The sequence below is a fragment of the Pseudocolwellia antarctica genome, from assembly GCF_049933045.1.
Classification (GTDB): Bacteria; Pseudomonadota; Gammaproteobacteria; order Enterobacterales; family Alteromonadaceae; genus Pseudocolwellia.
On the sequence record NZ_CP187926.1, the window covers coordinates 2,243,304 to 2,266,897 of the forward strand.

Annotated in this window: 23 protein-coding genes and 1 pseudogene; 7 read left to right on the plus strand and 17 right to left on the minus strand. The window is 35.9% G+C overall.

Features of this window, described 5'->3' with window-relative positions; translation table 11 throughout:
• Positions 1-7 precede the first annotated feature (7 nt).
• From ACPUVN_RS09685 to ACPUVN_RS09700, 4 genes are all read left to right on the plus strand, one after another.
• The gene (locus ACPUVN_RS09685; RefSeq protein WP_426370539.1) at positions 8-436 is read left to right on the plus strand and encodes a hypothetical protein; all 429 of its coding nucleotides are present in this window, start codon (positions 8-10) and stop codon (positions 434-436) included.
• 99 nt (positions 437-535) lie between these two features.
• Positions 536-1,084, plus strand: coding sequence for a GNAT family N-acetyltransferase (locus tag ACPUVN_RS09690; RefSeq protein ID WP_426356821.1), 549 nt, complete (start codon positions 536-538; stop codon positions 1,082-1,084).
• Positions 1,085-1,178: 94 nt separating this feature from the next.
• Positions 1,179-1,544 carry a YceK/YidQ family lipoprotein gene (locus ACPUVN_RS09695; RefSeq protein ID WP_426356820.1) on the plus strand — a complete coding sequence of 122 codons (366 nt, stop codon included), beginning with the start codon at positions 1,179-1,181 and terminating at the stop codon, positions 1,542-1,544.
• A 52-nt stretch (positions 1,545-1,596) separates the two neighbouring features.
• Positions 1,597-2,175, plus strand: a complete 579-nt coding sequence (locus ACPUVN_RS09700) for a DUF1697 domain-containing protein (RefSeq protein ID WP_426356819.1) — start codon at positions 1,597-1,599, stop codon at positions 2,173-2,175.
• Between the two features lie 134 nt (positions 2,176-2,309).
• Here the strand turns inward: ACPUVN_RS09700 and ACPUVN_RS09705 are convergent, their stop codons facing one another.
• Both ACPUVN_RS09705 and ACPUVN_RS09710 read right to left on the minus strand, forming a co-directional pair.
• Entirely contained in the window at positions 2,310-3,146 is an 837-nt protein-coding gene (locus tag ACPUVN_RS09705) for an ion transporter (protein WP_426356818.1), read from the minus strand.
• A 97-nt stretch (positions 3,147-3,243) separates the two neighbouring features.
• Complete coding sequence (locus ACPUVN_RS09710; RefSeq protein WP_426356817.1) at positions 3,244-3,891, minus strand: MBL fold metallo-hydrolase; 648 nt, start codon at positions 3,889-3,891, stop codon at positions 3,244-3,246.
• Between the two features lie 260 nt (positions 3,892-4,151).
• Here ACPUVN_RS09710 and ACPUVN_RS09715 point away from each other — a divergent pair, with 260 nt between their 5' ends.
• Positions 4,152-5,489 carry a sodium-dependent transporter gene (locus ACPUVN_RS09715; protein ID WP_426356816.1) on the plus strand — a complete coding sequence of 446 codons (1,338 nt, stop codon included), beginning with the start codon at positions 4,152-4,154 and terminating at the stop codon, positions 5,487-5,489.
• A 243-nt stretch (positions 5,490-5,732) separates the two neighbouring features.
• Here the strand turns inward: ACPUVN_RS09715 and ACPUVN_RS09720 are convergent.
• Positions 5,733-6,685 (minus strand): annotated as a pseudogene (locus tag ACPUVN_RS09720) (IS30 family transposase).
• 262 nt (positions 6,686-6,947) lie between these two features.
• On the opposite strand from ACPUVN_RS09720, the gene ACPUVN_RS09725 reads away from it, so the two are divergent.
• Both ACPUVN_RS09725 and ACPUVN_RS09730 read left to right on the plus strand, forming a co-directional pair.
• Positions 6,948-8,981: an FAD-dependent oxidoreductase gene (locus ACPUVN_RS09725; protein ID WP_426360511.1), complete on the plus strand. Its 2,034-nt coding sequence runs from the start codon at positions 6,948-6,950 to the stop codon at positions 8,979-8,981.
• Between the two features lie 111 nt (positions 8,982-9,092).
• The gene (locus ACPUVN_RS09730) at positions 9,093-10,475 is read left to right on the plus strand and encodes an alpha/beta fold hydrolase (protein ID WP_426370540.1); all 1,383 of its coding nucleotides are present in this window, start codon (positions 9,093-9,095) and stop codon (positions 10,473-10,475) included.
• A gap of 81 nt (positions 10,476-10,556) precedes the next feature.
• Here the strand turns inward: ACPUVN_RS09730 and tnpA are convergent, their stop codons facing one another.
• The 14 genes from tnpA to ACPUVN_RS09800 all read right to left on the minus strand — a co-directional run bounded on the left by tnpA (position 10,557) and on the right by ACPUVN_RS09800 (position 23,511).
• Complete coding sequence (gene tnpA / locus ACPUVN_RS09735; RefSeq protein WP_426370541.1) at positions 10,557-11,000, minus strand: IS200/IS605 family transposase; 444 nt, start codon at positions 10,998-11,000, stop codon at positions 10,557-10,559.
• Between the two features lie 47 nt (positions 11,001-11,047).
• Positions 11,048-11,524 (minus strand): DUF2721 domain-containing protein, encoded by a 477-nt coding sequence (locus ACPUVN_RS09740; RefSeq protein ID WP_426370542.1) that lies wholly within the window; start codon positions 11,522-11,524, stop codon positions 11,048-11,050.
• A 284-nt stretch (positions 11,525-11,808) separates the two neighbouring features.
• Complete coding sequence (locus ACPUVN_RS09745) at positions 11,809-12,207, minus strand: hypothetical protein (RefSeq protein ID WP_426360508.1); 399 nt, start codon at positions 12,205-12,207, stop codon at positions 11,809-11,811.
• A 218-nt stretch (positions 12,208-12,425) separates the two neighbouring features.
• Complete coding sequence (locus ACPUVN_RS09750) at positions 12,426-12,812, minus strand: hypothetical protein (protein WP_426368999.1); 387 nt, start codon at positions 12,810-12,812, stop codon at positions 12,426-12,428.
• A 103-nt stretch (positions 12,813-12,915) separates the two neighbouring features.
• Entirely contained in the window at positions 12,916-13,629 is a 714-nt protein-coding gene (locus tag ACPUVN_RS09755) for a class I SAM-dependent methyltransferase (RefSeq protein ID WP_426369000.1), read from the minus strand.
• A 133-nt stretch (positions 13,630-13,762) separates the two neighbouring features.
• Positions 13,763-14,989: a beta-ketoacyl-ACP synthase gene (locus ACPUVN_RS09760; RefSeq protein WP_426369001.1), complete on the minus strand. Its 1,227-nt coding sequence runs from the start codon at positions 14,987-14,989 to the stop codon at positions 13,763-13,765.
• An 84-nt stretch (positions 14,990-15,073) separates the two neighbouring features.
• Positions 15,074-15,529 (minus strand): 3-hydroxylacyl-ACP dehydratase, encoded by a 456-nt coding sequence (locus ACPUVN_RS09765; protein WP_426360504.1) that lies wholly within the window; start codon positions 15,527-15,529, stop codon positions 15,074-15,076.
• Position 15,530: 1 nt separating this feature from the next.
• On the minus strand, positions 15,531-16,721 hold the full coding sequence (locus tag ACPUVN_RS09770) for a beta-ketoacyl-[acyl-carrier-protein] synthase family protein (RefSeq protein ID WP_426369002.1): 1,191 nt from the start codon (positions 16,719-16,721) through the stop codon (positions 15,531-15,533).
• Positions 16,711-17,286 (minus strand): DUF3261 domain-containing protein, encoded by a 576-nt coding sequence (locus ACPUVN_RS09775; RefSeq protein ID WP_426369003.1) that lies wholly within the window; start codon positions 17,284-17,286, stop codon positions 16,711-16,713. Before ACPUVN_RS09775 ends, ACPUVN_RS09770 begins: the two co-directional genes overlap by 11 nt.
• Positions 17,286-18,539: an NAD(P)/FAD-dependent oxidoreductase gene (locus ACPUVN_RS09780; RefSeq protein WP_426369004.1), complete on the minus strand. Its 1,254-nt coding sequence runs from the start codon at positions 18,537-18,539 to the stop codon at positions 17,286-17,288. Before ACPUVN_RS09780 ends, ACPUVN_RS09775 begins: the two co-directional genes overlap by 1 nt.
• Positions 18,532-20,922 carry an MMPL family transporter gene (locus tag ACPUVN_RS09785; RefSeq protein WP_426369005.1) on the minus strand — a complete coding sequence of 797 codons (2,391 nt, stop codon included), beginning with the start codon at positions 20,920-20,922 and terminating at the stop codon, positions 18,532-18,534. The genes ACPUVN_RS09780 and ACPUVN_RS09785 overlap by 8 nt, the downstream gene beginning before the upstream one ends.
• Positions 20,903-21,541, minus strand: coding sequence for a hypothetical protein (locus ACPUVN_RS09790; protein ID WP_426360499.1), 639 nt, complete (start codon positions 21,539-21,541; stop codon positions 20,903-20,905). The genes ACPUVN_RS09785 and ACPUVN_RS09790 overlap by 20 nt, the downstream gene beginning before the upstream one ends.
• The gene (locus tag ACPUVN_RS09795; protein ID WP_426360498.1) at positions 21,534-21,968 is read right to left on the minus strand and encodes an acyl-CoA thioesterase; all 435 of its coding nucleotides are present in this window, start codon (positions 21,966-21,968) and stop codon (positions 21,534-21,536) included. The genes ACPUVN_RS09790 and ACPUVN_RS09795 overlap by 8 nt, the downstream gene beginning before the upstream one ends.
• Positions 21,955-23,511 (minus strand): HAL/PAL/TAL family ammonia-lyase, encoded by a 1,557-nt coding sequence (locus ACPUVN_RS09800; RefSeq protein ID WP_426360497.1) that lies wholly within the window; start codon positions 23,509-23,511, stop codon positions 21,955-21,957. Before ACPUVN_RS09800 ends, ACPUVN_RS09795 begins: the two co-directional genes overlap by 14 nt.
• Positions 23,512-23,594 lie beyond the last annotated feature (83 nt).

The following is a 23,594-nucleotide window of genomic DNA, read 5'->3' on the forward strand; positions in this document are numbered from 1 at the left end:
AATTTTTATGAAATACTTTTATCTTTTTTTATTTATTGTTTATCTGCCATTAACAGGTATGTATTTATTTCAAAGAGGAAATAAAAAATATGATGGATTTACGTGGAATACTAAAAATAGAATAGGTGTTTGGTTAGCTATTTTACTCGCTTTAATAGTACTTAGCGCTAAAATATTTTTTCCCTACTTTGTTTATTCAATGAATAACGGTTGGGATGATGCGTTTGGAGATAGCGGAGGCGAAATCAGCTATTGTTTTCAATGGTTAGCCGTTTTATCCTTATTAATCTTCCCTCATTTATTTAAAAAATCTAATTGGTCAAATCATCCAACAGCAACAAAACATTATGACCAATTTAATGCTTCTGGTTATTGGTATGTAGGTTTAGTTTTTTCACTATTACCTATCTACAATACTTATGTGATTCTATTTTAATGAGTATTAGTATTTTAACTACCCCAAATTTACACTTAAAAAATTAAGGCCTCCATAAGCTAAAACTTCAAACCACATAAATATCAAAGAGAACTAAGAGTGAAATTAGTCCCTGTATTAGAAACAAAAAACTTAATCATCACTATATTAACTCCTGCAGATTTTAAGTTACTCGTGGAGTATCAAAACAATAATAAACAGCATTTATCTCAGTGGGAACCAATCCGAACACCTGAATATTTTGATGAATATGAAACTAAAAAACGTATTGAAAATAGTTCATTGGACTATCAATTAGGTAATTCCATATCTCTTGTAGCCCTTAATAAAGACAAAAATAAGATAGTCTCTTTATGCACTTTTTCAAATATTGTACATGGTGCCTTTCAAGCCTGTAATCTTGGTTACTCAATTAACGAAGAAGATCAAGATAAAGGGTTAATGTATGAAATGCTTAATGTATCTATTAAATATGTATTTCAAACCTACAAGTTACATAGGATTATGGCCAATTACATGCCTGAAAATAGACCTTCAGAAAGCTTACTTATTAAATTAGGTTTTCAAAAAGAAGGTTTAGCTAAGTCTTACTTGAAAATAGCAGGTATATGGCAAGATCATATATTAACTTCAAAAATATCAAGTTAAAATAAAATGATAAAAACAGCAAAAATATTATGCTGTGTATAGCAATTTATCTTTATTTCTAAAAGTATATAATAAATAGTCAGGAGACATTTTTATGAAAGGAATTATCAGTATATTCTTAATTTTTGGCACTCTGTCATGTGCAACAGTAAAGACAATTGATCCAACCGATAATCATATAAATATTTCAATAGGAAATAAAAACAGTTTTTGTGAAGAAATCCCTCGTATATATAGCGGTCTTTCTTACCATCTTTGTTTATTTTATGGAGAGCCTAAGCGTGTAAGGCCTCCTCTCACAGAAGCAGAAAAGAACATTCCAGCGTCGATAAGAAATACAGATAGAGGTGGCGTACCTTTTTATTTTATAGATACAGTTTTATCTTTAGCGTTAGATACTCTTGTTTTACCTTATACAATTTACAAACAGGTAGATGAAGGTTTTATAAAAGTAAATTAGAACAAGTGATCATATTAATTTATTTACAAACACTTAAAAACAAAGGCCATCAATGTCTATTTATATTTCTTTATTACGTGGGATTAATGTTAGCGGACAGAAAAAAGTTAACATGAAAGAGTTAAAGTCTTTGTACGAAACTCTCGGTTTAAAGCAAGTATCCACCTATATTCAAAGTGGCAACCTTGTATTTAGCTGCAATGACAAGTCTGAAGTTGAATTAAGTACGTTAATTGAAGCTGCTATTTTAAAACACTTTGGTTTTAACGTACCTGTTTTAGTGTTATCTGAAACGGCATTAAACAATGCGTTAAAACAATTACCGTTTGATAATATCTCAGTAGTTGAGCAAGGTAGCCAAGTGATTTTTAGCTTTTTATCAGGCGCTATAAATACAAATAATATCGTGTTATTAAATGGTTATTTAACGGCAGGTGAAGAACTTGAATCGTCTGTTGATTCAAACGATTCAGCTAGTGCAAAGGTGGTTTACCTACATTGCCCTAATGGTTACGGTAAAACTAAATTATCGAATACCTTCTTAGAAAAGAAACTCGATGTTACAGCTACCTCTAGAAATTTAAAAACAGTAGTAAAACTCTGTGAACTGGCTAAAGAATGCCACGCTTAGTCTTAACTTAACTATTGCTTAGTCCTAGCTTAAGAATAGCTAAGCTGTAACCTTCTTCGGCAATTGGTCTATATTCATTTGTTTAAACATTTAAACAGCTCAACCTTTCTAGCAAGCTCATCAGGTGAGTTAAGCTAATCAGTTCTAGATTTTTGTTCTAGTAACAGCTGTTTAATTTCTTGTAATTCTTTTTCTAATTTATCAATTTGCGCTCTACTCGCTGGCTGCCCTTCTTCACCCGTTTCACCATGAGATTCAGCGATAAAAGCCTCATGTTCTTTACCCATAACCTCAAGAACTGTACCTACCATCATGTTCAAAAAGATAAAGGCAGTTAAGAATATAAAGCTTAAATAATAAATCCAACTCATTGGATGAACCGCCATGGTTTCGTACATAACATCGGTCCAATCTTCAAAAGTTGCTACCCTAAATAAGGTTAACATTGAGATAGAAACATCACCCCACAGCACAGAGTTAATTGCGCTGAACATAATGCTACCAACCGCTGCATAAATATAAAAAATAACAAACATTAATAAAGCGATATAACCCATTCTTGGAATAGCTTTAAGTAACGCATTAATCAGTAATCGTAGTTCTGGCACCATAGAAACTAAACGCAAAACTCTGAACACTCTTAATAAACGAGCCAGCAACACTCCTGAACCACCTGCAGGGATCAAACTACCAATAACTATAATGGTATCGAATATATTCCAGCCGCTTTTAAAGAAGTTTCTTTTATCTTTATAAGTAATAAAACGTATGGTTAATTCAACTACAAAAAACACGGTAATACCTTGATCTAAAATAGAAAGAATCGTTACTATATTTTCAGGTAAATTATGCGTTTTAGCGCCAATTAACAACGCAGATATTATAATAACGGCGATAATAGACCATTGAAAAATCTTACTTGAGTTGATCCTATGTAGAAAAGTTTGAATTTCGTATAGTGTGGCTTTCACAGTGTTTCTCTTAGTTGAATATAGTTGAATAAAATGCTTGAGTTAAATTAGAGTCCGTAACTTTATCGATATTATTTTAAAGCTTAATTAAGACAGTTTAGTTAAAGTTTTTATCGGCAACATGGGGATTACTTTTACGCTCTTCACCAAATGTACTCATAGGTCCATGACCTGAAATAAAACGTACATCATCACCTAGTGGAAATAAATTTTCACGTATCGACTGAACAAGTGTTGCATGATCTCCTCTTGGAAAATCAGTTCTCCCCACCGAGCCTTTAAATAACACATCACCCACTTGTGCTAACTGACTATCTCGATGGAAAAATATAACGTGCCCAGGTGTATGCCCAGGACAAAAATAAACTTCAAGTTCGATATTACCAAAGCTAACGGTATCGTTTTGATTTAACCAACGATCAGGTTCAAAGAAATCAGCTTCACTAAATCCAAAACTTTCTTTTTGTTGTGGAATAAGGTCAATCCAAAACTGATCTTCTTTATGAGGTCCTTCAATAGGTACATTATAAAAGCTAGCAACTTTATGCGTCGCGCCAGCATGATCTATATGAGCATGAGTGAGCAGCACCTTAGTTAATTTAAGTTTGTTTTCACTAATTGCTGCTTCTATTAATTCAAAATTTCCACCTGGATCAATTACTGCTGCATCCATGGTTTCATCGCACCAAAACAGGGTACAGTTTTGCTGAAACTTTGTTACGGGAATAATTTTAAACTGAAGCATCAATACAACCTTTTTAAGAGAAACAAGATTATTTATCGTATATTAATAATCTTAAACACAGTTGAAAACAAATCAAATATCTATGCCTATATTGGGATTAATCAAGGTAATCCAAGCACTATTTTATCGTTAACTTGAAGTAGAGATAAGCAATTATGTCTAATATGAGTGTTTATATTCATTAAAAACATAAAAAACTTTTTATAATTCATTTTAGTAGGTAAGATTTCCTCAGCAAACAACAAACAATTAAATCATTAATGACATTAAAAAGAGATTCTTTTCATTCACGCTTAGGTTTTGTCCTTGCAGCCGCAGGTTCAGCTATAGGTTTAGGTAATATTTGGGCATTTCCCACACAAGCTGCGAATAACGGCGGTGGTGCATTTTTATTTGTTTACTTAATCGTTACCTTACTTTTCGCCTTACCCGCACTTTATGCAGAAATATACATAGGTAACCAAGCGCAAAAAAACCCTGTAAGAGCGCTACAAGACGTTTGTAAAGACACCATACCCACCTTTGGTAAATACGCAGGTATTATCGGCTTAGGTGGAGCAATACTCATGCTGAGTTTCTACACTATAGTTGCAGGTTGGATGTTAGCTAATGCATTAGCTCCACTGGCTCAATTGTTTAGTTTATCTGATATATCATTGTGGTTATCAACCTCAAGTACATCAAGAAACTTAGTGTTCACTCCTATATTTTCTCTACTTGGCGCAGCAATTATCCATCAGGGAATAAATTCGGGTATAGAGAAATGGTCTACCCGACTAATGCCTTTGTTATTTATTATGCTAGTCGCTTTAATTATTTATATTTTACAACAACCAGGCGCTATGCAAGGTTTAGAAGTGTATTTAATACCTGACTTTACTCAAGTTATGGAGCCAAGTTTAATCGTATCAGCCATGGGACAAGCTTTCTTCTCAATGTCGGTAGGTGTTGGCGGCATGATGGTTTACGGCTCGTACATGAAAAAAGACCAAGACATTGGCAAGCTTGTTTTTTCAATCGCATCTGTAGATATGCTTATTGCATTTATGGCTGGCTTATTAATTATACCTGCACTGTTTGTTGCTCAACACGCTGGCTTTGAAGTATTTTCAGATGAAAAACTTATTGGCGAAGGTCAGTTAATTTTTAGTATTTTACCGCAGCTGTTTTCAAGTATGGGTACTATAGGTTTAGTGGTATCTTTTGCCTTTTTCTTACTGCTTTCAATAGCCGCATTAACATCAACTATTTCGTCGATTGAAGTACCTGTTTCGTATTTAGTTGAAGAGAAAAACAAATCACGCATCAACGCAACGTGGATTGTATCTCTCGTTGTACTTACGGCAAGTTTACTTATAATCGCCTTTTTCGATAGCTTGTTTGGTTTAGTGATTCAAATACTAACGACTATTGTTCAACCATTAAGCTGCTTATTTTATTTCATCGTAGTTGGTTGGTTATGGAAGCGTGGTAACAAACTCGCTAACATGAATACTGAAAATAACAGTACATCGTTAAAAGTATGGGGTAACTATTTACGTTATTGCTGCCCTATTTTATTAACCATTGTTTTTGTTAATGTCGCTATCCTGAACTAAAAAGTAGCTAAAGGGTTTGTAACAACGAACTCAAGCTCTAAAATTAAGGCAGTAAGATCATAAACCTTACTGCCTTAATTTTATATTTTGATGAATTAATTACATTTATGATTGCTTGCACCTATGCACTTGTTGATATTGCTGCCCTATTTTATTAACCATTGTTTTTGTTAATGTCGCTATCCTGAACTAAAAACTATCTATAGGGTTCTTAGTATCAAGTTTGAAGTGCAACAAAAGTAGTTATTCATAAAAACATTCCTCCGGTGTTTTATAACCAAGTCGCTTCCTTGGTCTTGCATTTAATTTAGCAGCGATGATATTACATCGCTGTTGAGTTAATCCTTTCATTGATGTTCCTTTTACCAAATATTGTCTAATTAACCCGTTAGTATTTTCGTTGGTTCCACGCTCCCTGGAGTGATGTGGGTTAGCAAAATAATAAGGGCAGTTAGTTGCTTCTTCAACTTTCTTATATTGATGAAACTCGGTGCCGTTATCTGATGTGATGGTTTTAAATTGCTCTGGCATATTACTCATTAGTTTTATCGTTCGCTTATTGGTTGACTTGGTTGTCCTATCGTTTAATTGGCCTATTAAGGTGTAGCCAGTTTTTCGCTCAACCAGTGTAACGATACAATGTTTAGAGCCTTTTCCCATGACAGTATCTATTTCCCAATGACCTTTTTTTTACGCGTTTCTACCTCGCTAGGGCGTTCAGCTATATTGCGTTTATCGGCAAGTCTGCCGCGGCTATCATAAGCCTTATAACGTTTACGTCTTCGTTTTTGAGCGCAGCGCAATTGCTTCCATAACAAGCCACCTTTCTTTTTATCACGCCAAATATATCGGTAAATAGTTTCATGACTAAAGCAACGCAACCCTTGTCGTTTCAAGTGACCGGTAATTTGTTCAGGACTCCACTGTTTACGTAAAAGCTGTCGTACAATCGCGTAATCTTTTTCAGTAAAATGCTGATTTCGCCTTGAACGACTGCGCCGTGCTCTTGTCCGTCGCTGTGCTTTTATGGGACGATATGAGCCGTCTTGATGCCAACAAGTGTTACGATTTATCTCGCGATAAATCGTACTTCGGTCTCTATTCATTGCTTTTGCAATGTTAGTAAAGCTTAGGCCTTGCCTTTTTAAGGCGGCTAACGTATATCTATCACCTTCGGTGAGCTGCTTGTATTTCATAGTGTTTTACTTCTTGGCGGGAGCAAAAAACTAAGAATATAGCAGTTCATCGTTTTTATTAAATTGGGTGTCGCACTTAGTATATGAATTCGGCGTTTGTAACAACGAACTGAACCTCTCAAGCTCTAAAATTAAGGCAGTGAGATCATAAATCTTACTGCCCTTTTCTTATATTTTGATGAATTAATTACATTTATGATTGCTTGCGCCTATGCACTTGTTAAAATAGCCTATTCATTTCTCCTTGGTTTTGCTCACACGAATGTATTCTCGCTTATTAACACCATTAGATTTAGGTTTCACGCAATTAAAAAACCGCGTTTTAATGGGATCAATGCATACCAATTTAGAAGAAGCGCCAAACGGTTTTAATCGTTTAGCCGCTTTTTATGCATTAAGAGCACAAGGTGATGTGGGACTTATTATAACGGGTGGCATTTCACCTAACCCTGAAGGTAGATTAGCGCCCAACCGAGCGTTAATGACTAATCAAGCCGATGTTGAAAACCACAAGCTAATTACACATGCTGTTCATCAAGAGAATGGTAAAATATGTATGCAAATTTTGCATGCAGGTCGATACGCTTATCAAAAACGAATTGTTGCTCCTTCAGCCATTCAATCACCCATTATTCCTTTAACACCTAAAGAGCTTTCAGGTGAAGAAGTTAAACAACAAATTAACGACTTTGTACATACCGCTATTCTTGCGCAAGACTCAGGTTACGACGGTATAGAAATAATGGGCTCTGAAGGTTATTTAATTAATCAATTTATCGTTAGCTCAACTAATATCCGAAAAGATAAATGGGGTGGCTGTTATCAGAACCGCATTCGCTTCGCTGTCGATATAGTCAGTAAGATACGAGCAAGAGTTGGCACTAATTTCATTATTGTGTATCGCTTATCAGTACTCGACTTAGTAGAAAATGGGAGCTCATTAGCAGAAGTTATTGAACTGGCTCAAGCCATTGAAACCGCTGGAGCAACCATAATTAACACAGGTATTGGCTGGCATGAATCAAGAGTACCAACCATAGCAAGCATGGTTCCTCCTGGAACATTCGCTCATATAAGCCAACACGTAAAACAAAATGTATCGGTTCCTGTTGTTGCCAGTAATCGCATTAATACACCAGAATTAGCCGAAAATATTTTAGCAAACGATTGGGCTGATATGATTTCAATGGCACGCCCTTTGTTAGCCGATAGCCACTTTGTACAAAAAGCTAAGCAACAAAAGCCAGAAGCTATTAATACCTGTATTGCCTGTAACCAAGCTTGTTTAGATCACATATTTGAAAATAAAGTCGCTACCTGTTTAGTTAACCCTTTTGCAGCTCATGAAGAAGAATTAAAACTAACGACTACAACTTCACCTAAAAACATCGCTGTTATTGGCGCTGGACCTGCTGGAATGGCGTTTTCTTTGTATGCTGCAACCCGAGGTCATAAGGTCACCCTATTTGAAGCGACAGATAGAATAGGTGGTCAGTTTAATTTAGCTAAAAAAATACCAGGTAAGTCTGATTTTAACCATACCCTGCGCTACTTTGAATATCAGTTATCACAACACCAAGTCAAAATTGAGCTTAACGCTGTTTTAGCTGAGCACGATTTAACACATTTTAACGACATAGTTGTTGCAACAGGAACAACGCCTATACAACCTGCTATTGAAGGTTTTAATCATCAAAAGGTAGTGTCGTATCAAGATATTCTGTCAGGAAAAATTACGGCAGGAAAAAATGTTGCGATCGTTGGCGCAGGAGGCATAGCCTTCGATGTTGCAGAATACTTAACAGATACCAACATAACTAAAAACATTGCTGTTGAGTCAAACAAACAAATTGAAAGCTTTACCCATACTTGGGGAATCGACCTAACCTTACAACACAATGGTGGAGTGAAAAATTCTAATCATCAAGGCTCAGAAAGAAAGATCTACATGCTACAACGTAAAATTAGAAAGCCTGGTGCCAGCTTAGGAAAAACAACGGGATGGATACACAGAACAGCTTTAAAAGAAAAACAAGTATCCATGCTTTCAGGCGTTAATTACAACAAAATTGATGATAACGGTTTACACATTGATATTAGAACAAAAGAACGAATATTAGATGTTGATACCATTATTATTTGTGCAGGACAAACAGAAAACAACACGGTTATAAGTACATTACCTGCAACAATATCACCTGAAAATGTCCATATAATCGGCGGCGCTTTTAATGCACAAAAATTAGATGCACAAAAAGCAATTGAAGACGCACTTCATTTAGCTCGAGCCATATAACAGTTTCACGCAATTAGGATATTTCATATTTTGCTATTCCATACTTTCAGAGTTTATGTTTTAAAAATTCAGTTTTTAAAAACCTATTTTGCCAAAGGAAATTTAACTAAAGTGAATGCGACTAAATATAAACCTTCAAAAACATTTAGTACGTTAACACTTGTTTTAATTACTTTGACCTTTTCCAAGTTAAGCCACGCAGGTGATTGGTATAAAGACTTTCAAATGGAAAGAGTTGAATTATATTCACCAACATTTGAATCTAATATCACCTTTTATAAAACTCAAGCCAAACTTAACTCCCCTTCTTTAACACTTATACATGGTGTTGGTGGTTCTGCGGCTGACTTTAGAAAGCTCATAAAACAGCTATCACAGGACTATCAATTATTCATTCCAGACTTACCTGGTTACGGCAACTCTAAAAGCACCAAAAACACTTACTTACCAAGTAAATATGCTCAAGCGTTAAGTGAAGTAATGCCTTCTTTAGTAAAAAGTAACAATATAGTTATCGGACATTCAATGGGCGGAAATATCAGTGTTCAGTTATCATTAAACCATCCTGAGTTAGCACAAAAACTAATCCTGATAGATGCAGCAGGCTTTATTAATAAATTTTCTTACAGCCAATATCTTGCGAATAACTACGCCGTTAATAACGCACAACTAACAGATAAAGAAGCGCCGCTTTTAAAAGGCTTAATTAATACCATCAATAAGTATATTCCTGACCCAACAAAAGTATTATTGAGTGATGTAGGCAGAGAGTATTTACTAGGAAACAACAGTACTTATATCTCGGCGATATCTGTACTTGACGAAAACCTTACAAAATTAATGCGAAAACCTGCACCGCCAACACATATTATTTGGGGCGGAAAAGACATGGTAATGCCAGTACAAGTTATACAACTACTTAGCTATTTGCTGAAAACACAATCAATCGATATTTATGAAACCGCAGGTCATTCACCGCAGAAAGAGTTTCCAATACAGGTGGCGAACAGTATTCATAACTTCATACAAAGTGGAGTTAAAAACCCTAAAAGCATCGATAAAATAGTCATTCATGATAAAAACATCATTATAAACTGCGACAACAATCAGAATGCCGACGTACTCAATAACGCTGTCTACTTAAAAGTTACCATTAAAAATTGTCAGTTGAAAAACACCATAAACAACCTTTCAGCCACACAATTAATTGCTGAAAACTCTAATATAACCCTCACCAATTTAAATCTAGATTCGCCAAATGACTTTAGTTTTGTATCACTTGAGTCTGACCTCAACATTTGGGGCGGTACCTTAAAAGGTTTATCTGTGGGCTATATAGAAGACAGTAATATTGAAATTCATGGTGCTGACATTTATACAAAAAATACGTTCGTGATCACTAATGTGCCCACCACTATTAATGTGTCACTAACACGCGCTCATCAAGGTAACCGAAGCTTTAGCTGGCACGGTATAGTAAGTGTAGGACTTTAATTGATTAAAAGTGATTAGTAAACATCCCCGGGGCAAGCCCTTCTGCTACGCAGAACTCACTTCGTGAGCGGGGTATTTTATTTAGAATATCGCTAACTGATTATCACTGTGTAACTGTTCGTAGTTATTACCTTGGCTTTTCACATATTTTCTGAGCATTGTTTCATCTCCATGCTTACCAACCGTACTGGAAAAATACCCATCAGACCAAAATTCACCACCCCATAATTGCTTTTTAACATGAGGGCATTTTTTGAAAACTTCTCTTGCTGTTAAACTTTTAATTATCGTTACAAGTTTAGTGATGCTATACATTGGTACAGACTGAACTAGAAAGTGTATGTGGTTTTCATCTGAGCCTATTTCTAAAAACTTTATCTCGTAACGTTTCTCTATTTCTGTACAAGTCAAAGTAATAACTCGATCAACACCAGCATCGACAACCGCCCTTCTATACTTCGCTGGGAGGACAAGATGGTAAATCAACACTGTCACATTGTGACTTTTATGGATAAATTCGCTCATGCATCTATTTTACGCAGCAAGCGGCGGGGAATAAAACCCTAAGAGATTTAAATACTGCTACCTTTAGCTTTTATTATACTGTTAGCGGGCATAATTCGAACAGTTTTCGTTGCAAAAAGTACTTCACGAAGAAAGTAACTTAAACCTATCGTCAGGGCGAGTGTAGACGATACGAACAATGAACCAACTACCCATTTAATTTCAATGCCTAGAGTCGACTTTATAAACAGTACAGCAATAACTAAACACACAAGTAATGCAGAGAGAGTACACGCAGTAATAGCAGAGCTGGCTAAGTCACGACGATGCTCAAGATAACCTTGTTCTATTTCATAAGATTCAATGTTAATAGATTCAGACTTACTAAATTGATCTGCAAGAAAACGCCCACGATCGATAATACGAGCAAGGCGCCCTGTCATAACATTCAGCATTCCCGCAATAGCCGTTAATAGGAAAGCTGGAGCTAATGCTAGCTGTATTACGTGGCTTACATCGCCAAAAGATGGTGCAGAGTCGAGCATATAGTATTAATTCTCATTTTTAAGAGCGAGCTTAATTGTGGTAAAGCTCTAATAAGTGTTTCAGATTAGAGATATTAACCCCCTAAGAAGCTAACATCCACAATAAACGTATATTGGCTTAGACGTACTAAATCAAAACGTTTTGTAATATTTAGCATCTATTCTTATGAAAAAAACCAGAGCTTTGATCAGTATTGTTCCGTCTCAATCGAGTATATTAGAAAATAAGTGACTAAATATTATCGAAGACTAAAGCTACAGCCCTAGTCTTCGATAACATAAAACTAACCGCCTGCAGCTCTAGATAAATAATCTTGATATGCTGGTAACGCAATTGCTGCAACAATACCAATAACAGGGATAATTAAAACAATCAGTCCCCAAATAGACCACTTGCGCTGTACACTTTGAAAATGCTCTACACTTTTCCATTTTTTATTACGCCAAGCCCATTCACGACCTTTAAAGCCGAGTACGAAAATCATAACAATGCCAATAAAAGGAAAAAATGCAAGTAACCCTATCCATGTACTATTTCCAAGAGCCCATATCCAGTTAAGTAGAAAAGCCCCCCAACTCCAACCTTTAATGCCTTCAGGCAATGCATGGTCTTTACCCATGCCTGATGTATTGTTTGCTTCTATTGTTAAGTCTGATTTTGGTGCTGAATAATTTTTATCCATTTATTTACTCTCCTTTTATAATACTTCAGCGCATACTTCTTATAAGTGTAACTTTGTACTTATGATGTAGTTGCGCAATTGTTTACTATTATCTCTGTATAAATTATATAAAGATTCTGTAGGAGTAATAGAGTTCTCTATTTCTCCGTATAACACTACACATTAAGCTAAACAAAGCGGTTAATGATAAGTGATTGTTTTTATTATCTGTACTGCCATTATTCTTTTTTTAGTAAGGTCTTTAATTGACAGAAACATATCGCTGCAGAATACAAAGATACACACATAAAGTATAACCCTGATTTAGAACGTACTATGTCGGTAGAAATAAAGTCAGGCAATGAATATATGCCAAAATAAACAGCGATACATCCTGCTAATACAGCAATAACTTTTCTCAGAAAGCTAAAGTGATAACTTAAAAAAATGAGACTCGCTAAACCGCAAACATAAATTAAAGTTAATCCATGAATCTCCGCATGATTAAAAAATGCCAGCGACCATAAGCCTAATAAAATGCCAACACCAGCAATGATAGTTGAACACTTATTTATACCTGAATCTGGATTTACAAAATAGAATTTATACCTGTATTTGTTTGACAATATGCATTCCGAAACGGTTATAGTTACTGGCGATCCATCGAACTTTATTTATTTTCAAAGATAAAAGTTCGACCTTCGCAGTATCAGTTATATTTCAGGTTACTTAACATAACGGTTTAGTCGCTATTAAGTTAATCAGGGTTTCTTCTCTTTCGGTAGGCGGTTTTATTCCGAATAAATTTTCACAAATCGCTAGGTCTTCTCTGCTCCACCATAAAAATGGGTAAGATATTTGTTCTAATTTTATTTCAAAACCTGAACTCTTGAGTAAATCTAAATATTCGTCTGCTGTTTTTTGTACGCTCATTGGATGGCGAAACAATAGACGTATGATCCACGAATGAATATAGCGTTTGGTAGATTCAGCAAATAATAACGTACCACCTGGCTTGATAATGCGTAAGAATTCTTGAAGGGCTTCCGGTTGATAAATAAGGTGATGAAAGGTTTGATGACAAAACAACATATCGACTGAATTGTCTTCTAAATCGATCATTGAGCCAGAGCAACGAATATAGTCAACGTTAGTTAGGTTATGTGCTGCTACTTGTTTCTTAGTTTCGTCTAGCATTTCTTGATCTATGTCCATCGCAATTAAGCGCTCAGGATTAAATCTAGCGTGCAGTTTTGTGATTGAATGGCCATAACCACAACCTACATCGGCAATAACATTAAAGGTTTTAGGTGAGTGTTTAAGTAAGTCTGTTAGGTCTTCTAGCGCAACTTCTAAAACATAATCAGTCCATGTTTTACTTCTAAGAAACCATTTGCCGAAAGCTGATTCTGGTACATGAGCTTCTGCTAATACATTTTTCATATTCATTCCATTGTTTAGCTGTTTTTGTTTTTGTTTTTGTTTTTGTTTTTGTTTTTGTTTTTTTAGCTACTTTAATTAATTCTAGTTAACTGCATTCATTTAGTTAAAATTTAACTTATTTAACTTATTTAACTTATTTAAATTTCTTAAAAATGAGTGAGGTATTGATACCACCAAAAGCAAAGTTATTACTCATTACGTATTCTGTGTCAATTTCACGCCCGTCACCTGTTATGTAGTCTAGGTTTCCACATTCAGGATCTATGCTATCTAAATTTAACGTAGGAGCAAACCAGCCATTATTCATCATTGAAATACTTGCCCAAGACTCAATAGCACCACAAGCACCTAAAGTGTGCCCTAAATAGCTTTTTAACGAGCTAATAGGAACATTAGATGAAACAGCCATTTCAGTTGCGTTAGTTTCTGCAATATCGCCTCTGTCGGTAGCTGTACCGTGAGCATTTACATAACCGATATCTGAGGCTTTTATACCCGCATCATTTAATGATTCAGTAATGGCAACAGCCATAGTTTCTTTAGTCGGTTGAGTAACATGCATACCATCTGAATTTGTACCGTAGCCAACTATTTCAGCGTAAATAGTAGCGCCACGTTTTATTGCATGTTCGTATTCTTCAAGAATAAGTGTACAAGCGCCCTCGCCTATAACTAGTCCATCTCTGTCTTTGTCGAAAGGTCTTGGTGTGTTTTTAGGTGTATCGTTTTTGGTTGTTGTTGCGTATAAGGTATCAAATACAACTACTTGGCTAGGGCATAATTCTTCACCACCGCCAGCAACCATCATTTCTTGTTTACCGAATTTAATGGCTTCGTAAGCATAACCAATGGCTTGCGAGCTAGATGTACAGGCTGAGCTTGTTGTGTAAATTCGACCTGAAATACCAAAGAAAACCCCAACGTTTACTGCTGTGGTATGGCTCATCATTTTTATGTAACTGGTGGCATTAATACCGTTCATATTACCTGATTTGATCAAGTCGCCAAACGCAACCATAGGTTCGCTTGAACCTGAAGATGAACCATAAGCTATGCCCATTCGACCAGACTTTAGATATTTTTCGTCAAGTAAGTCAGCATCAATCAAAGCATTTTCAGTCGCACTGGTTGCCATTAATGAAATACGTCCCATTGAACGTATTTGCTTGCGTTTATAATGTGCTGGGCGCTCAAAGTCTTCTACAGGTGCAGACAACTGAGTGTTTAAGCCATCAATCGCTTTAAGTGACTCATCTATTTTTACGGCATTTTTTTTCTTGCGTAAGTTCGCTTCAAAATCTTCCCAATTATGTCCAAGGGAAGTTATAGCCGACATTCCGGTAACAACAACACGTTTCATTTAACAGTAGACCTCTTATTCATACAATTTAACTTTTTTATTGTTTATTTAGTTATTTTAATTTTATTCGTCAAAGCTAAATTGTTATAGCTGTTCAGCTAAAAACTTAGCTGGGTTTTCAGGTTGAAATACATTAATTCTTGCTGTTGCTATTTCGTTATCATTTTCTGAAATAGCACAATCAAAAGCGCTTAAGCCTGATTCATCACGATACAGCCTTTCTACTTTGATAATTAACTTCGTGCCTTTAATAAAAACAGGACGATCGCATTTGTATTTTCGACTACTCACCAAGAATCCAATCTCAACCTTCTTGCCTTGTTTTATTTCATTAGCATTTGCGTAGGCAGCAATACTTTGCGCCATATATTCTATACCTACGTAGCTAGGCACACCTTGTAAGTTTTCACTGTAAAGTAAGCTATTTTCTGTGATCTCGTGGCTACAAACACCACTTTCTTCTTCAAATGATAATAACTTATCAAGAAGGATCATAGGCTCGGCATGTGGCAGCACCGATTCGATACTAAAATTATTCATATTATTTTCCAATGAGCACACTCACATTATTACCGCCAAATGCAAAAGAGTTAGATAAACAAGCATTAAAACCGCCCTCTTTTTTCTGACCAACTGACGTTAACGCGATAAGGGGAAGTGCTTCATCTCTTGCTTCATCCCAACAATGTGGAATATAAAGTTCATTATCTTGCGTTAGCATTAACCAACATAAACCTAATTCGGTTGCACCCGCAGCACCTAAGGTATGACCTATCATGCCTTTTACCGAACTACAGGGTGTTTGAGTACCAAATACTTGCTCGACAGCAATAGCTTCCATTGAGTCGTTTTTCTTGGTTGCTGTGCCATGTAAGTTAATATAATCAACATCGCTAGCTTTTAGCTGTGCTTGGCTTAATGCTTGTTGCATTGCACTTACTGCGCCTTCACCTTCTGGATGAGGTGCTGACATGTGATGCGCATCGCTTGATTCACCACAGCCAAGTAGCTTAATTTCGCCTTTGTCTTGTCTCAATACACACAAGGCTGCTGCTTCACCTAAGTTAATGCCGTCTCTATTAATACTAGATGGCTGACATATACCTGATGAAGTTGAATCTAAAGCACTAAAACCATTCACTGTCATGCCACATAAAGAATCAACACCGCCAACTATGGCTGCATCAATAATACCTGCTAGCATTAATTCTTTGGCTGTAATAAAAGCTTTTGCACTTGAAGAACAAGCGGTAGAAATAGTATAAGCAGGACCTGATATATTTAATTCATCGCTAATAAACTCAGCTAAATTAAACATTTCTTGCATGCGGTAATCATAACTTTCAGGAAATTCACCTTGGTTATTTTTAGCAAAAACCGCTTGTTCACCTTCAAATATACCAGAAGTACTTGTACCCACAATAACGCCAATGCGGTGCGAAGGAGTTGTTAATTTAACATCTTCAATTTCTTTTTCTAGCGCCAGCAAAGCCAATTTAGCCAGTTGATTATTACGTGTTTTAAAATGATCTGGCTTATCTTCTAACGTAGGTAGATTGGCATTAACTTCGCCAACAAATAAACTACCTTCGTTTAACAGTCCATCGCGTTCAACTAGCCCTGCACGTAAGCCAGCTAACATGTTTTTCTTAATATCTTGGTTGCTATTCCCTAAAGCATTTACTAAAGAAAAATCGCTTAAAAAGATATTTCCCGATTTATTATTTGTCATTTAATTGCTCTATCACTAGCTCGTATTGTTCGGCTTTATTTTCTAAAATCACACGTTCTGCTGTGTAGGTTACCTTAACGAATACCTGCTCTTTATGTTTAATTTCTCTTACTTTGTGACCATTTTCAATAAACTCTATTATTGAATACTCTGCTGACAGACCTTTTTTAATGGATGATACAGGCCACTTCACCCATTGAATATCACGAATAAACTGTAAAACAAGATCTTGGCTAAATTGAGCACTAACTAAATCGACTAAGCCAGCATATTGATGCCATTTAGCTTGAATAATAGGTAAGCCGCTGTAAGTCATCGCCACCATATTTAGGCTTTGTTCGTAATACTCAACTTGAGTCAGTAACTTTTGCATTTGTTTATTTTTAAAAACAATTGATTCTAAAACTGAAGTTCCTACTAATGTTTCTGGCACAGCTTGTAAGGTATAAAAGTCACCTTGCGATACTTTGCTAGTAAATAGGCTCGAACAGGCACTTAATAAGGTAATAAGTACAGTTATTAAGATAGCAAGCTTAAACTTTTTCAGTAATGAATAGATTCTCATTACTCGTTGCTCTCATTGCAAATATCAACCAAGGCTGCTAATCGACGTTCTGTTTTCGCTACATAAGGGTTTGTTTCGTCCCATGCATAACCGGCTAAAATAGAACAAATCATCTCTTTTACATCGTTGCCATCTTCTTGGAAAAAAATAACGTTTTGCAGATTGGTGTCGTACCAAGACATAACAAAATGTTTGAACACTTCAATACCACATCTTAATTTTTCGCTGTATTCAACTTCCCAAGAAACCGATTCACCTTTTAATTGACGATTGAGTACTTGAGTTGCCAATGAAGCTGATTTCATTGCTATGGTAACGCCTGATGAAAATACAGGATCTAAAAACTCGCCAGCATTGCCTAATAAAGCAAACTTATCGCCATATAAACTTGTTACATCAGACGAGTAGCCTTGTAAGGCATTTACTTTATTTACTTTTTTATGATTTTTTAATAACTCAGCTAAATAAGGTTCTTCGCTAATGAAAACATCAAGTAAAGCTTCATTCGATAAATGCTTATTCGCTTCAAAATATTCAACATCGCCGACAACACCAAAGCTACAAGTTCCGTCTGAAAAAGGGATCAACCAAAACCAAATGTCGTTTTTCTCTGGATGTACGGTAATAAGGATTTTTTTACGATCGTAATTGGTATCTGTAATACCATCTTCAATATGACAAAATAGTGCTTTACGATTTGATAAGGTACTTGGTAATTCTAGCGATAATAACTTAGGTAATACACGCCCAAAACCACTGGCATCTAAAACAAATTTAGCTTGAATAATACTTTCTTTTTCATCGCTTACAACGGATAAAGACGCATAATCTTCGGTAAAGCTAATACCTTTCACTTCTTGCTTAAAACGAATGTCTGCACCAATTTCTTGTGCTCTATCGGCTAACACTTTATCAAACAAAGCGCGTTTAACTTGATAAGTAGTGCCATGTCCTTCACTAAATTTTTTAGTAAAGTCGAAACTTGAATGTTCGCCATTACGATAGAAAGCTGCGCCATCTTTAAATTGAAAACCAAGGGCTTCGGCATTATCAATCACGGTATCAAGCATGTTAGCTTCTTCAAGAAAACTCATGCAATAAGGTAATAAACTTTCGCCGATTGAGAACCTTGGAAAGCTTTCTTTTTCAACCACAACAACATTCCAGCCTTGCTGAACAAGAATACTTGCCGCAACAGCACCTGAAGGTCCTGCGCCTATAATAGCGACATCAAACTTTTCAATTTCAGTCATTTTTCCGTTTTTCCCTTAAAGTGGTAGCTGGTTTCGTAGCTGACAGCTTGGTAACTGTTTTAGTAACAGGTTTAGTCACTAATTTAGTAATCATGGGCGCAAACAGAAAGGTGAACACAATACCAATAAATACTGTTTGGCCAAAGTTCGAGATAGCAGGAGTTGAGCTAAATCCTAACATTGCAAAAACAAATATAGAGCTTAACGCTGACATAAGTGTTGTTTGAGTAATGGATGGTGAAAAGCCATGTTCAGCGTAAAACACCGAATAATCAAGACCTAAGGCTAAAATAACTAAACCTGCAGCGACATTAAATAAATTAACATAACCTTGTGATAATTGACTTATCGCCAAAGCGACAGTAAAAGCGATAACAGGCACCAACGCACCAACGCAAGCACGTCGCCAGCCATATCTAAAAGTAAATACAACAAAAGCCGTAGCAAAAGCGACAGCAAAAACCAGTAATAATACTTCTCTGAAAAGTGATAGCTCTCGCTCAGTATCCGCTAAGGTGTCTACAAAAATACTATTATCAGTAACTTTATTGCCATTCAAAGACGTTAGCGCATCAGATAAGGCTTTTACGTCAGTGATATTTGAAAATCGAACAATAGAATAATAACCACCATCGTCTTCAAGCCATTTATGTTTAAAGGTTTTACCTAACTGTGTTTCAAACCATGCACTAGGAGTTAGGTATTGCTGGGCTGATTGTACGTTATTCGCGTTTAAACCTAATAACGAAGAGAACGAGTTGAAGTACTGATTTTTAGCTGCGTTTATTAGTAATTTATTATCAAGCTTTTGTTGCTTAACTGAAGGTAACCATTGAGTAATAGCTTGGTAACTACCAACAACATTATTCCCTTGAAGACGATTTAATAAAGGTAATATTTGCTCTTCATTTTCTAATAAAGCTTGTGGAGTTTCGCCTTTAACTAATAAGTATTGATTATCAAACTTCTGCCCGAGTATGCTTTTAACTTTTTCTTCATTATCAGCTAAGTGATCAGATACACGATAAAAAGACTTTGGGTTATCTAAAAAGTTAATGTTCACTAGGCTAGCGATACAAAGTAAGGCTAAAGCGCCAAACACAATAATACTGGCTTTATTTTTGTTTAATAACTTCTGATGAAACTGATTAACTTTATGATAAAAAGCAGCTGGTTTTTCACGGCTGAAGTTTAATTTTTTATGTAGGTAAGGAAATACCAATAACACAGTTAATAACGCGCCAAGTAAACCAAAAACAGTAAACACGGCGATTTGTTTAAAGATGACAAACGGAACAATCAACAGTAATAAGTAACCGAGTGTTGTGGTGGCAAAACTGAGCACTAAAGACATACGGATTTTAGTGAGTGGTGAACCTTGTTCTGGGCTAATATTTTGTAACTCGGTAAAGCTATGAAAACTGTAATCGACAGCTATACCAATTAACGTAATAGCGAATACCATAGTCAGTAAGTTCACTTCATCAAAGAATATATTAAGGCCGATAAAGCCGTATAAAATACTAACGGAGATAAGAAACAGCGTAGCAATAACTACTGATACTCGACGATAAGAAATAAAGATGAGAAACAAGGTCGCAATAAGTGATAAACCGCCTAATACCTGCATTTCGCTTTGCGCACTGCTACTGGCTTCATCACTGTAAAAAATGCCGCCTGTTCTTATATATTCCACTTCAGGATTTAAAGGAATGTCATTCAAGGCTGAAACAATCGCTTTTGCCTTGTTTACATTTAATGCCCCTTCCTTGGTATTTATGGTGACCAAAATATAGATAAGATGGTTATGAGTAACCGTTAAATAACCATCATTAGAAATATTAATTTTGTTTTGTGGGAACGGTGAGCGATTCAAGAAATCAGCAAAAGATAAGGTTGGGTTTTTCTCTAAGGTTTGTGCAACTAGCTGATCGCCAATTTGATTAATAAGCTCAAATTCAATTTTGAATATTTTATTGAGATCTTTATTTTCTAAAGCGGTTCTAAACTGAGGAGATAATACTTGTTGCTCAAAACCTTTATAGCTTTGAATCATGGTACTTTGATTGGGAATGTTCGAGAGTTTACCCGTAACGCTGCCAATGTCGGCAATAGCTTTAGCTTGTTCAATAAAAGCGTTTGAGGCTTGTTTAGCTTGTTCTAAGTTTGAATGACCAATTAAATAAATTTGTGTGGTATTAGCTTGGCTATTAATTTTTTGTTGAATAGCTTGCCAATTATTGTGGATGCTTTCACTAAATAACGAGGTTAAATTAGCATTAATACTCACTGGCTTATTTATAACTAGAAAGAGTAATACCACAATAAAAATGAGGCATTGAGCGCCCCATAAATACAGTTTATTAATGGATGTTAAATTCATTAACATCGTCATCTGATAAAGTTGTAGAAGTTTGCGTTAGCGATATTTTGGTGGTGTTTTTTTGTATGTCTGTTATCAATACTTCACGCATACCTTCTTGCTCACCTAAACATAATTCTAACAAACTGATCGCTTGAACTAGCATAGTGTCTTTAGGTTCTAGCAATAAACATCGGTTATTTTTTTCCGTAGCGTTCCATTGTTCTTTATTGATAGTGCCTGTAAAAACCGCTTGGATAAGTGTTTCAATACTCGCATGCGTTGCCATTTTTCGGTAGTAATGAGAAATGCCCTCTACGGTTTTAACTTCTTCGTATTGGAAGATTTCACTATCGATAATCAAGAGTTTTGAAAATACAGGCGAGTTAACCTGCCAAAGTATATTGTTGTTATATACTTTAAAAATACCGCTCGACTTTATAGGCGTAGTTAGAAAAGTGAATTTTTTTTCTTGGGTAAAGCTAGCCACACCCTGCTCGATTTTAAATTGTTCAATTTTAAAGTGTTCAACTTTGGACTGTTCAGCTTTGAAGTCTTCAATTGGCTCGTTAGCTTTTGCCTGAGTAAAAACGCTAAGTGTTAAACAACAAACGAGCAAACGCGAGAGTAATTTATTCATCTTTAATATACGGCGCTAGTTTTTTTAAAAGTATGGCTGGCGACTCGTATTGCATTTCATTGGTTGTCATATCAACAGCCACTTGCACGGTATAAGCTTTTGTTAATGTTTCACCTGATTCCGTATCAAATATACGGTATGAAATTTTTAAACGTGATTCATACTCAACTAAAGTTGCTTCAACACGTATTTTGCTACCAAAACGCGCTGGCTTAACGTATTTAAGGCGCATATCAACAATCGGCCACACGTAACCAGAGTCTTCCATATCATTGTAATCATATCCAAAAGCACGCAGTAAATAACAGCGCGCGTCTTCAATATATTTTACATAGTTACCATGCCAAACCACTCGCATCGCATCAACATCATAAAACTGTACGTCTATTTCTGTTGATGCTGTAAGTAGGCCTTTAACTTGTCTCATAAAGGTCCCAGCGTTCTTCTTGAATATAGCTAATCGTTTGTCTTAACAGTTTATCGGTTGGGCGATCTTCTTCAAGTAACTCAAAGAAACTTGAAACATCATCAACCATAGCAGCAACATCAGCAGTTAAAGAATCTTTAGATAATTCATCATTAATAATACGCAGTCTTATACCTTGTACAGACGCTAAAAGAGTAGCCGCTAGTACTTGCTCAGTCAGTTGTAATATACGTAAACAATCACGTGCAGCGATTGTACCCATGCTAACTTTGTCTTGGTTATGACATTCAGTAGAACGTGAAAACACACTCGCAGGCATTGTTAACTTAAGCGCTTCGGCAGTCCAAGCTGAACAGCCAATTTGAATCGCTTTAAAACCGTGATTAATATGTCTTCTTTCGCCTGTAGCACCCGTAAGGTTAGGCGGTAAACCATGGTTCATTTTAATATCAACCAATGTGGCAATTTGTCTATCTGCTAAATCAGCTAAGTTAGCGACACAGTTTTTCATTGAATCCATTGCCATGGCGATATGACCACCATAAAAATGACCACCATGTAAAATATGCTCGCCAATACCATCAATAATTGGATTATCGTTTGCACTGTTTAGCTCGTTTTCAATCATAGTTCGTAGCCAAGGTAAGCTATCCGCTAGCACACCAATAACATGTGGTGCACAACGAATTGAATAACGATCTTGTAAGCGATGTGAATTACGTGGATGCGTATGATGGTTCAAATCAGTTTGGATCCATTTAGCAATTTGGTTCTGACCTGGGTGAGGTTTTACACTAAAAAGAATATCATCAAAATGGTTACTGTTACCTTTAAGCGCTAAGCTTGAAAGTGCAGTGATCCTTGCCATTAATTTAGTCGCATATTCAGCACGTTTAAAAGCAGTACAGGCTAAAGCCGTCATTACCGCAGTACCGTTCATTATTGCTAGACCTTCTTTAGGTCTTAACTTGATAGGTTTTAAACCTTCTTTTTCAAACGCTTCGCTAGAGGGAACAATCTCACCTTTGTAGTAAGTATCTCTTTCACCAATTAAAGTACCTGCAACATACGATAACGGTGTTAAATCACCACTTGCACCTACTGAGCCTTCTTCTGGTATTACAGGAAGAATGTTGCGGTTAAGTAGCTCAACTAATAAATCCAATAAATTCCAGCTAACACCAGAATAGCCGCGCGATAACGAGGTTAAACGCGTTGCTAAAATAGCACGTGATTGCTCAGGAGTGAAAAAATCGCCTAAGCCACAGCCATGAAAACGCGTAAGGTGCATTGGAAGCTCTTCAACTAAATTTAAAGGCACTTCAAACATAACTGAATCGCCATAACCTGTTGTTACGCCGTAGATATGACCTTCTTCTTTCAATATTTTATCTAAGAAACGTACGCCAGCATCAATGCGTTCTTTAAAATCTTCTGCTTGAGAAAGTGCTACAGGGTCTTGTGATTTAGATACATTAACAATGTCTTCAATCGTTAAATTACCTTCACCAAACAATATTTTTTTATTATTTTCGCTATTCACTTAGCGCGTCTCCAATTTAATATATTTTTATAGTCGTTCTTATAAAACCACTATCACTTATCTTTTCTATACTTGTGCCGCTT

Coding starts and splice junctions, on each gene's coding strand:
- ACPUVN_RS09755 (WP_426369000.1), bottom strand. CDS start 13,629: ATGAAAAATGTATTAGCAGAAGCTCATGTACCAGAATCAGCTTTCGGC.
- ACPUVN_RS09710 (WP_426356817.1), bottom strand. CDS start 3,891: ATGCTTCAGTTTAAAATTATTCCCGTAACAAAGTTTCAGCAAAACTGT.
- ACPUVN_RS09715 (WP_426356816.1), top strand. CDS start 4,152: ATGACATTAAAAAGAGATTCTTTTCATTCACGCTTAGGTTTTGTCCTT.
- ACPUVN_RS09760 (WP_426369001.1), bottom strand. CDS start 14,989: ATGAAACGTGTTGTTGTTACCGGAATGTCGGCTATAACTTCCCTTGGA.
- ACPUVN_RS09770 (WP_426369002.1), bottom strand. CDS start 16,721: ATGACAAATAATAAATCGGGAAATATCTTTTTAAGCGATTTTTCTTTA.
- ACPUVN_RS09785 (WP_426369005.1), bottom strand. CDS start 20,922: ATGAATTTAACATCCATTAATAAACTGTATTTATGGGGCGCTCAATGC.
- ACPUVN_RS09765 (WP_426360504.1), bottom strand. CDS start 15,529: ATGAATAATTTTAGTATCGAATCGGTGCTGCCACATGCCGAGCCTATG.
- ACPUVN_RS09775 (WP_426369003.1), bottom strand. CDS start 17,286: ATGAGAATCTATTCATTACTGAAAAAGTTTAAGCTTGCTATCTTAATA.
- ACPUVN_RS09780 (WP_426369004.1), bottom strand. CDS start 18,539: ATGACTGAAATTGAAAAGTTTGATGTCGCTATTATAGGCGCAGGACCT.
- ACPUVN_RS09695 (WP_426356820.1), top strand. CDS start 1,179: ATGAAAGGAATTATCAGTATATTCTTAATTTTTGGCACTCTGTCATGT.
- ACPUVN_RS09700 (WP_426356819.1), top strand. CDS start 1,597: ATGTCTATTTATATTTCTTTATTACGTGGGATTAATGTTAGCGGACAG.
- ACPUVN_RS09790 (WP_426360499.1), bottom strand. CDS start 21,541: ATGAATAAATTACTCTCGCGTTTGCTCGTTTGTTGTTTAACACTTAGC.
- ACPUVN_RS09725 (WP_426360511.1), top strand. CDS start 6,948: ATGTATTCTCGCTTATTAACACCATTAGATTTAGGTTTCACGCAATTA.
- ACPUVN_RS09740 (WP_426370542.1), bottom strand. CDS start 11,524: ATGCTCGACTCTGCACCATCTTTTGGCGATGTAAGCCACGTAATACAG.
- ACPUVN_RS09745 (WP_426360508.1), bottom strand. CDS start 12,207: ATGGATAAAAATTATTCAGCACCAAAATCAGACTTAACAATAGAAGCA.
- ACPUVN_RS09685 (WP_426370539.1), top strand. CDS start 8: ATGAAATACTTTTATCTTTTTTTATTTATTGTTTATCTGCCATTAACA.
- ACPUVN_RS09795 (WP_426360498.1), bottom strand. CDS start 21,968: ATGAGACAAGTTAAAGGCCTACTTACAGCATCAACAGAAATAGACGTA.
- tnpA (WP_426370541.1), bottom strand. CDS start 11,000: ATGAGCGAATTTATCCATAAAAGTCACAATGTGACAGTGTTGATTTAC.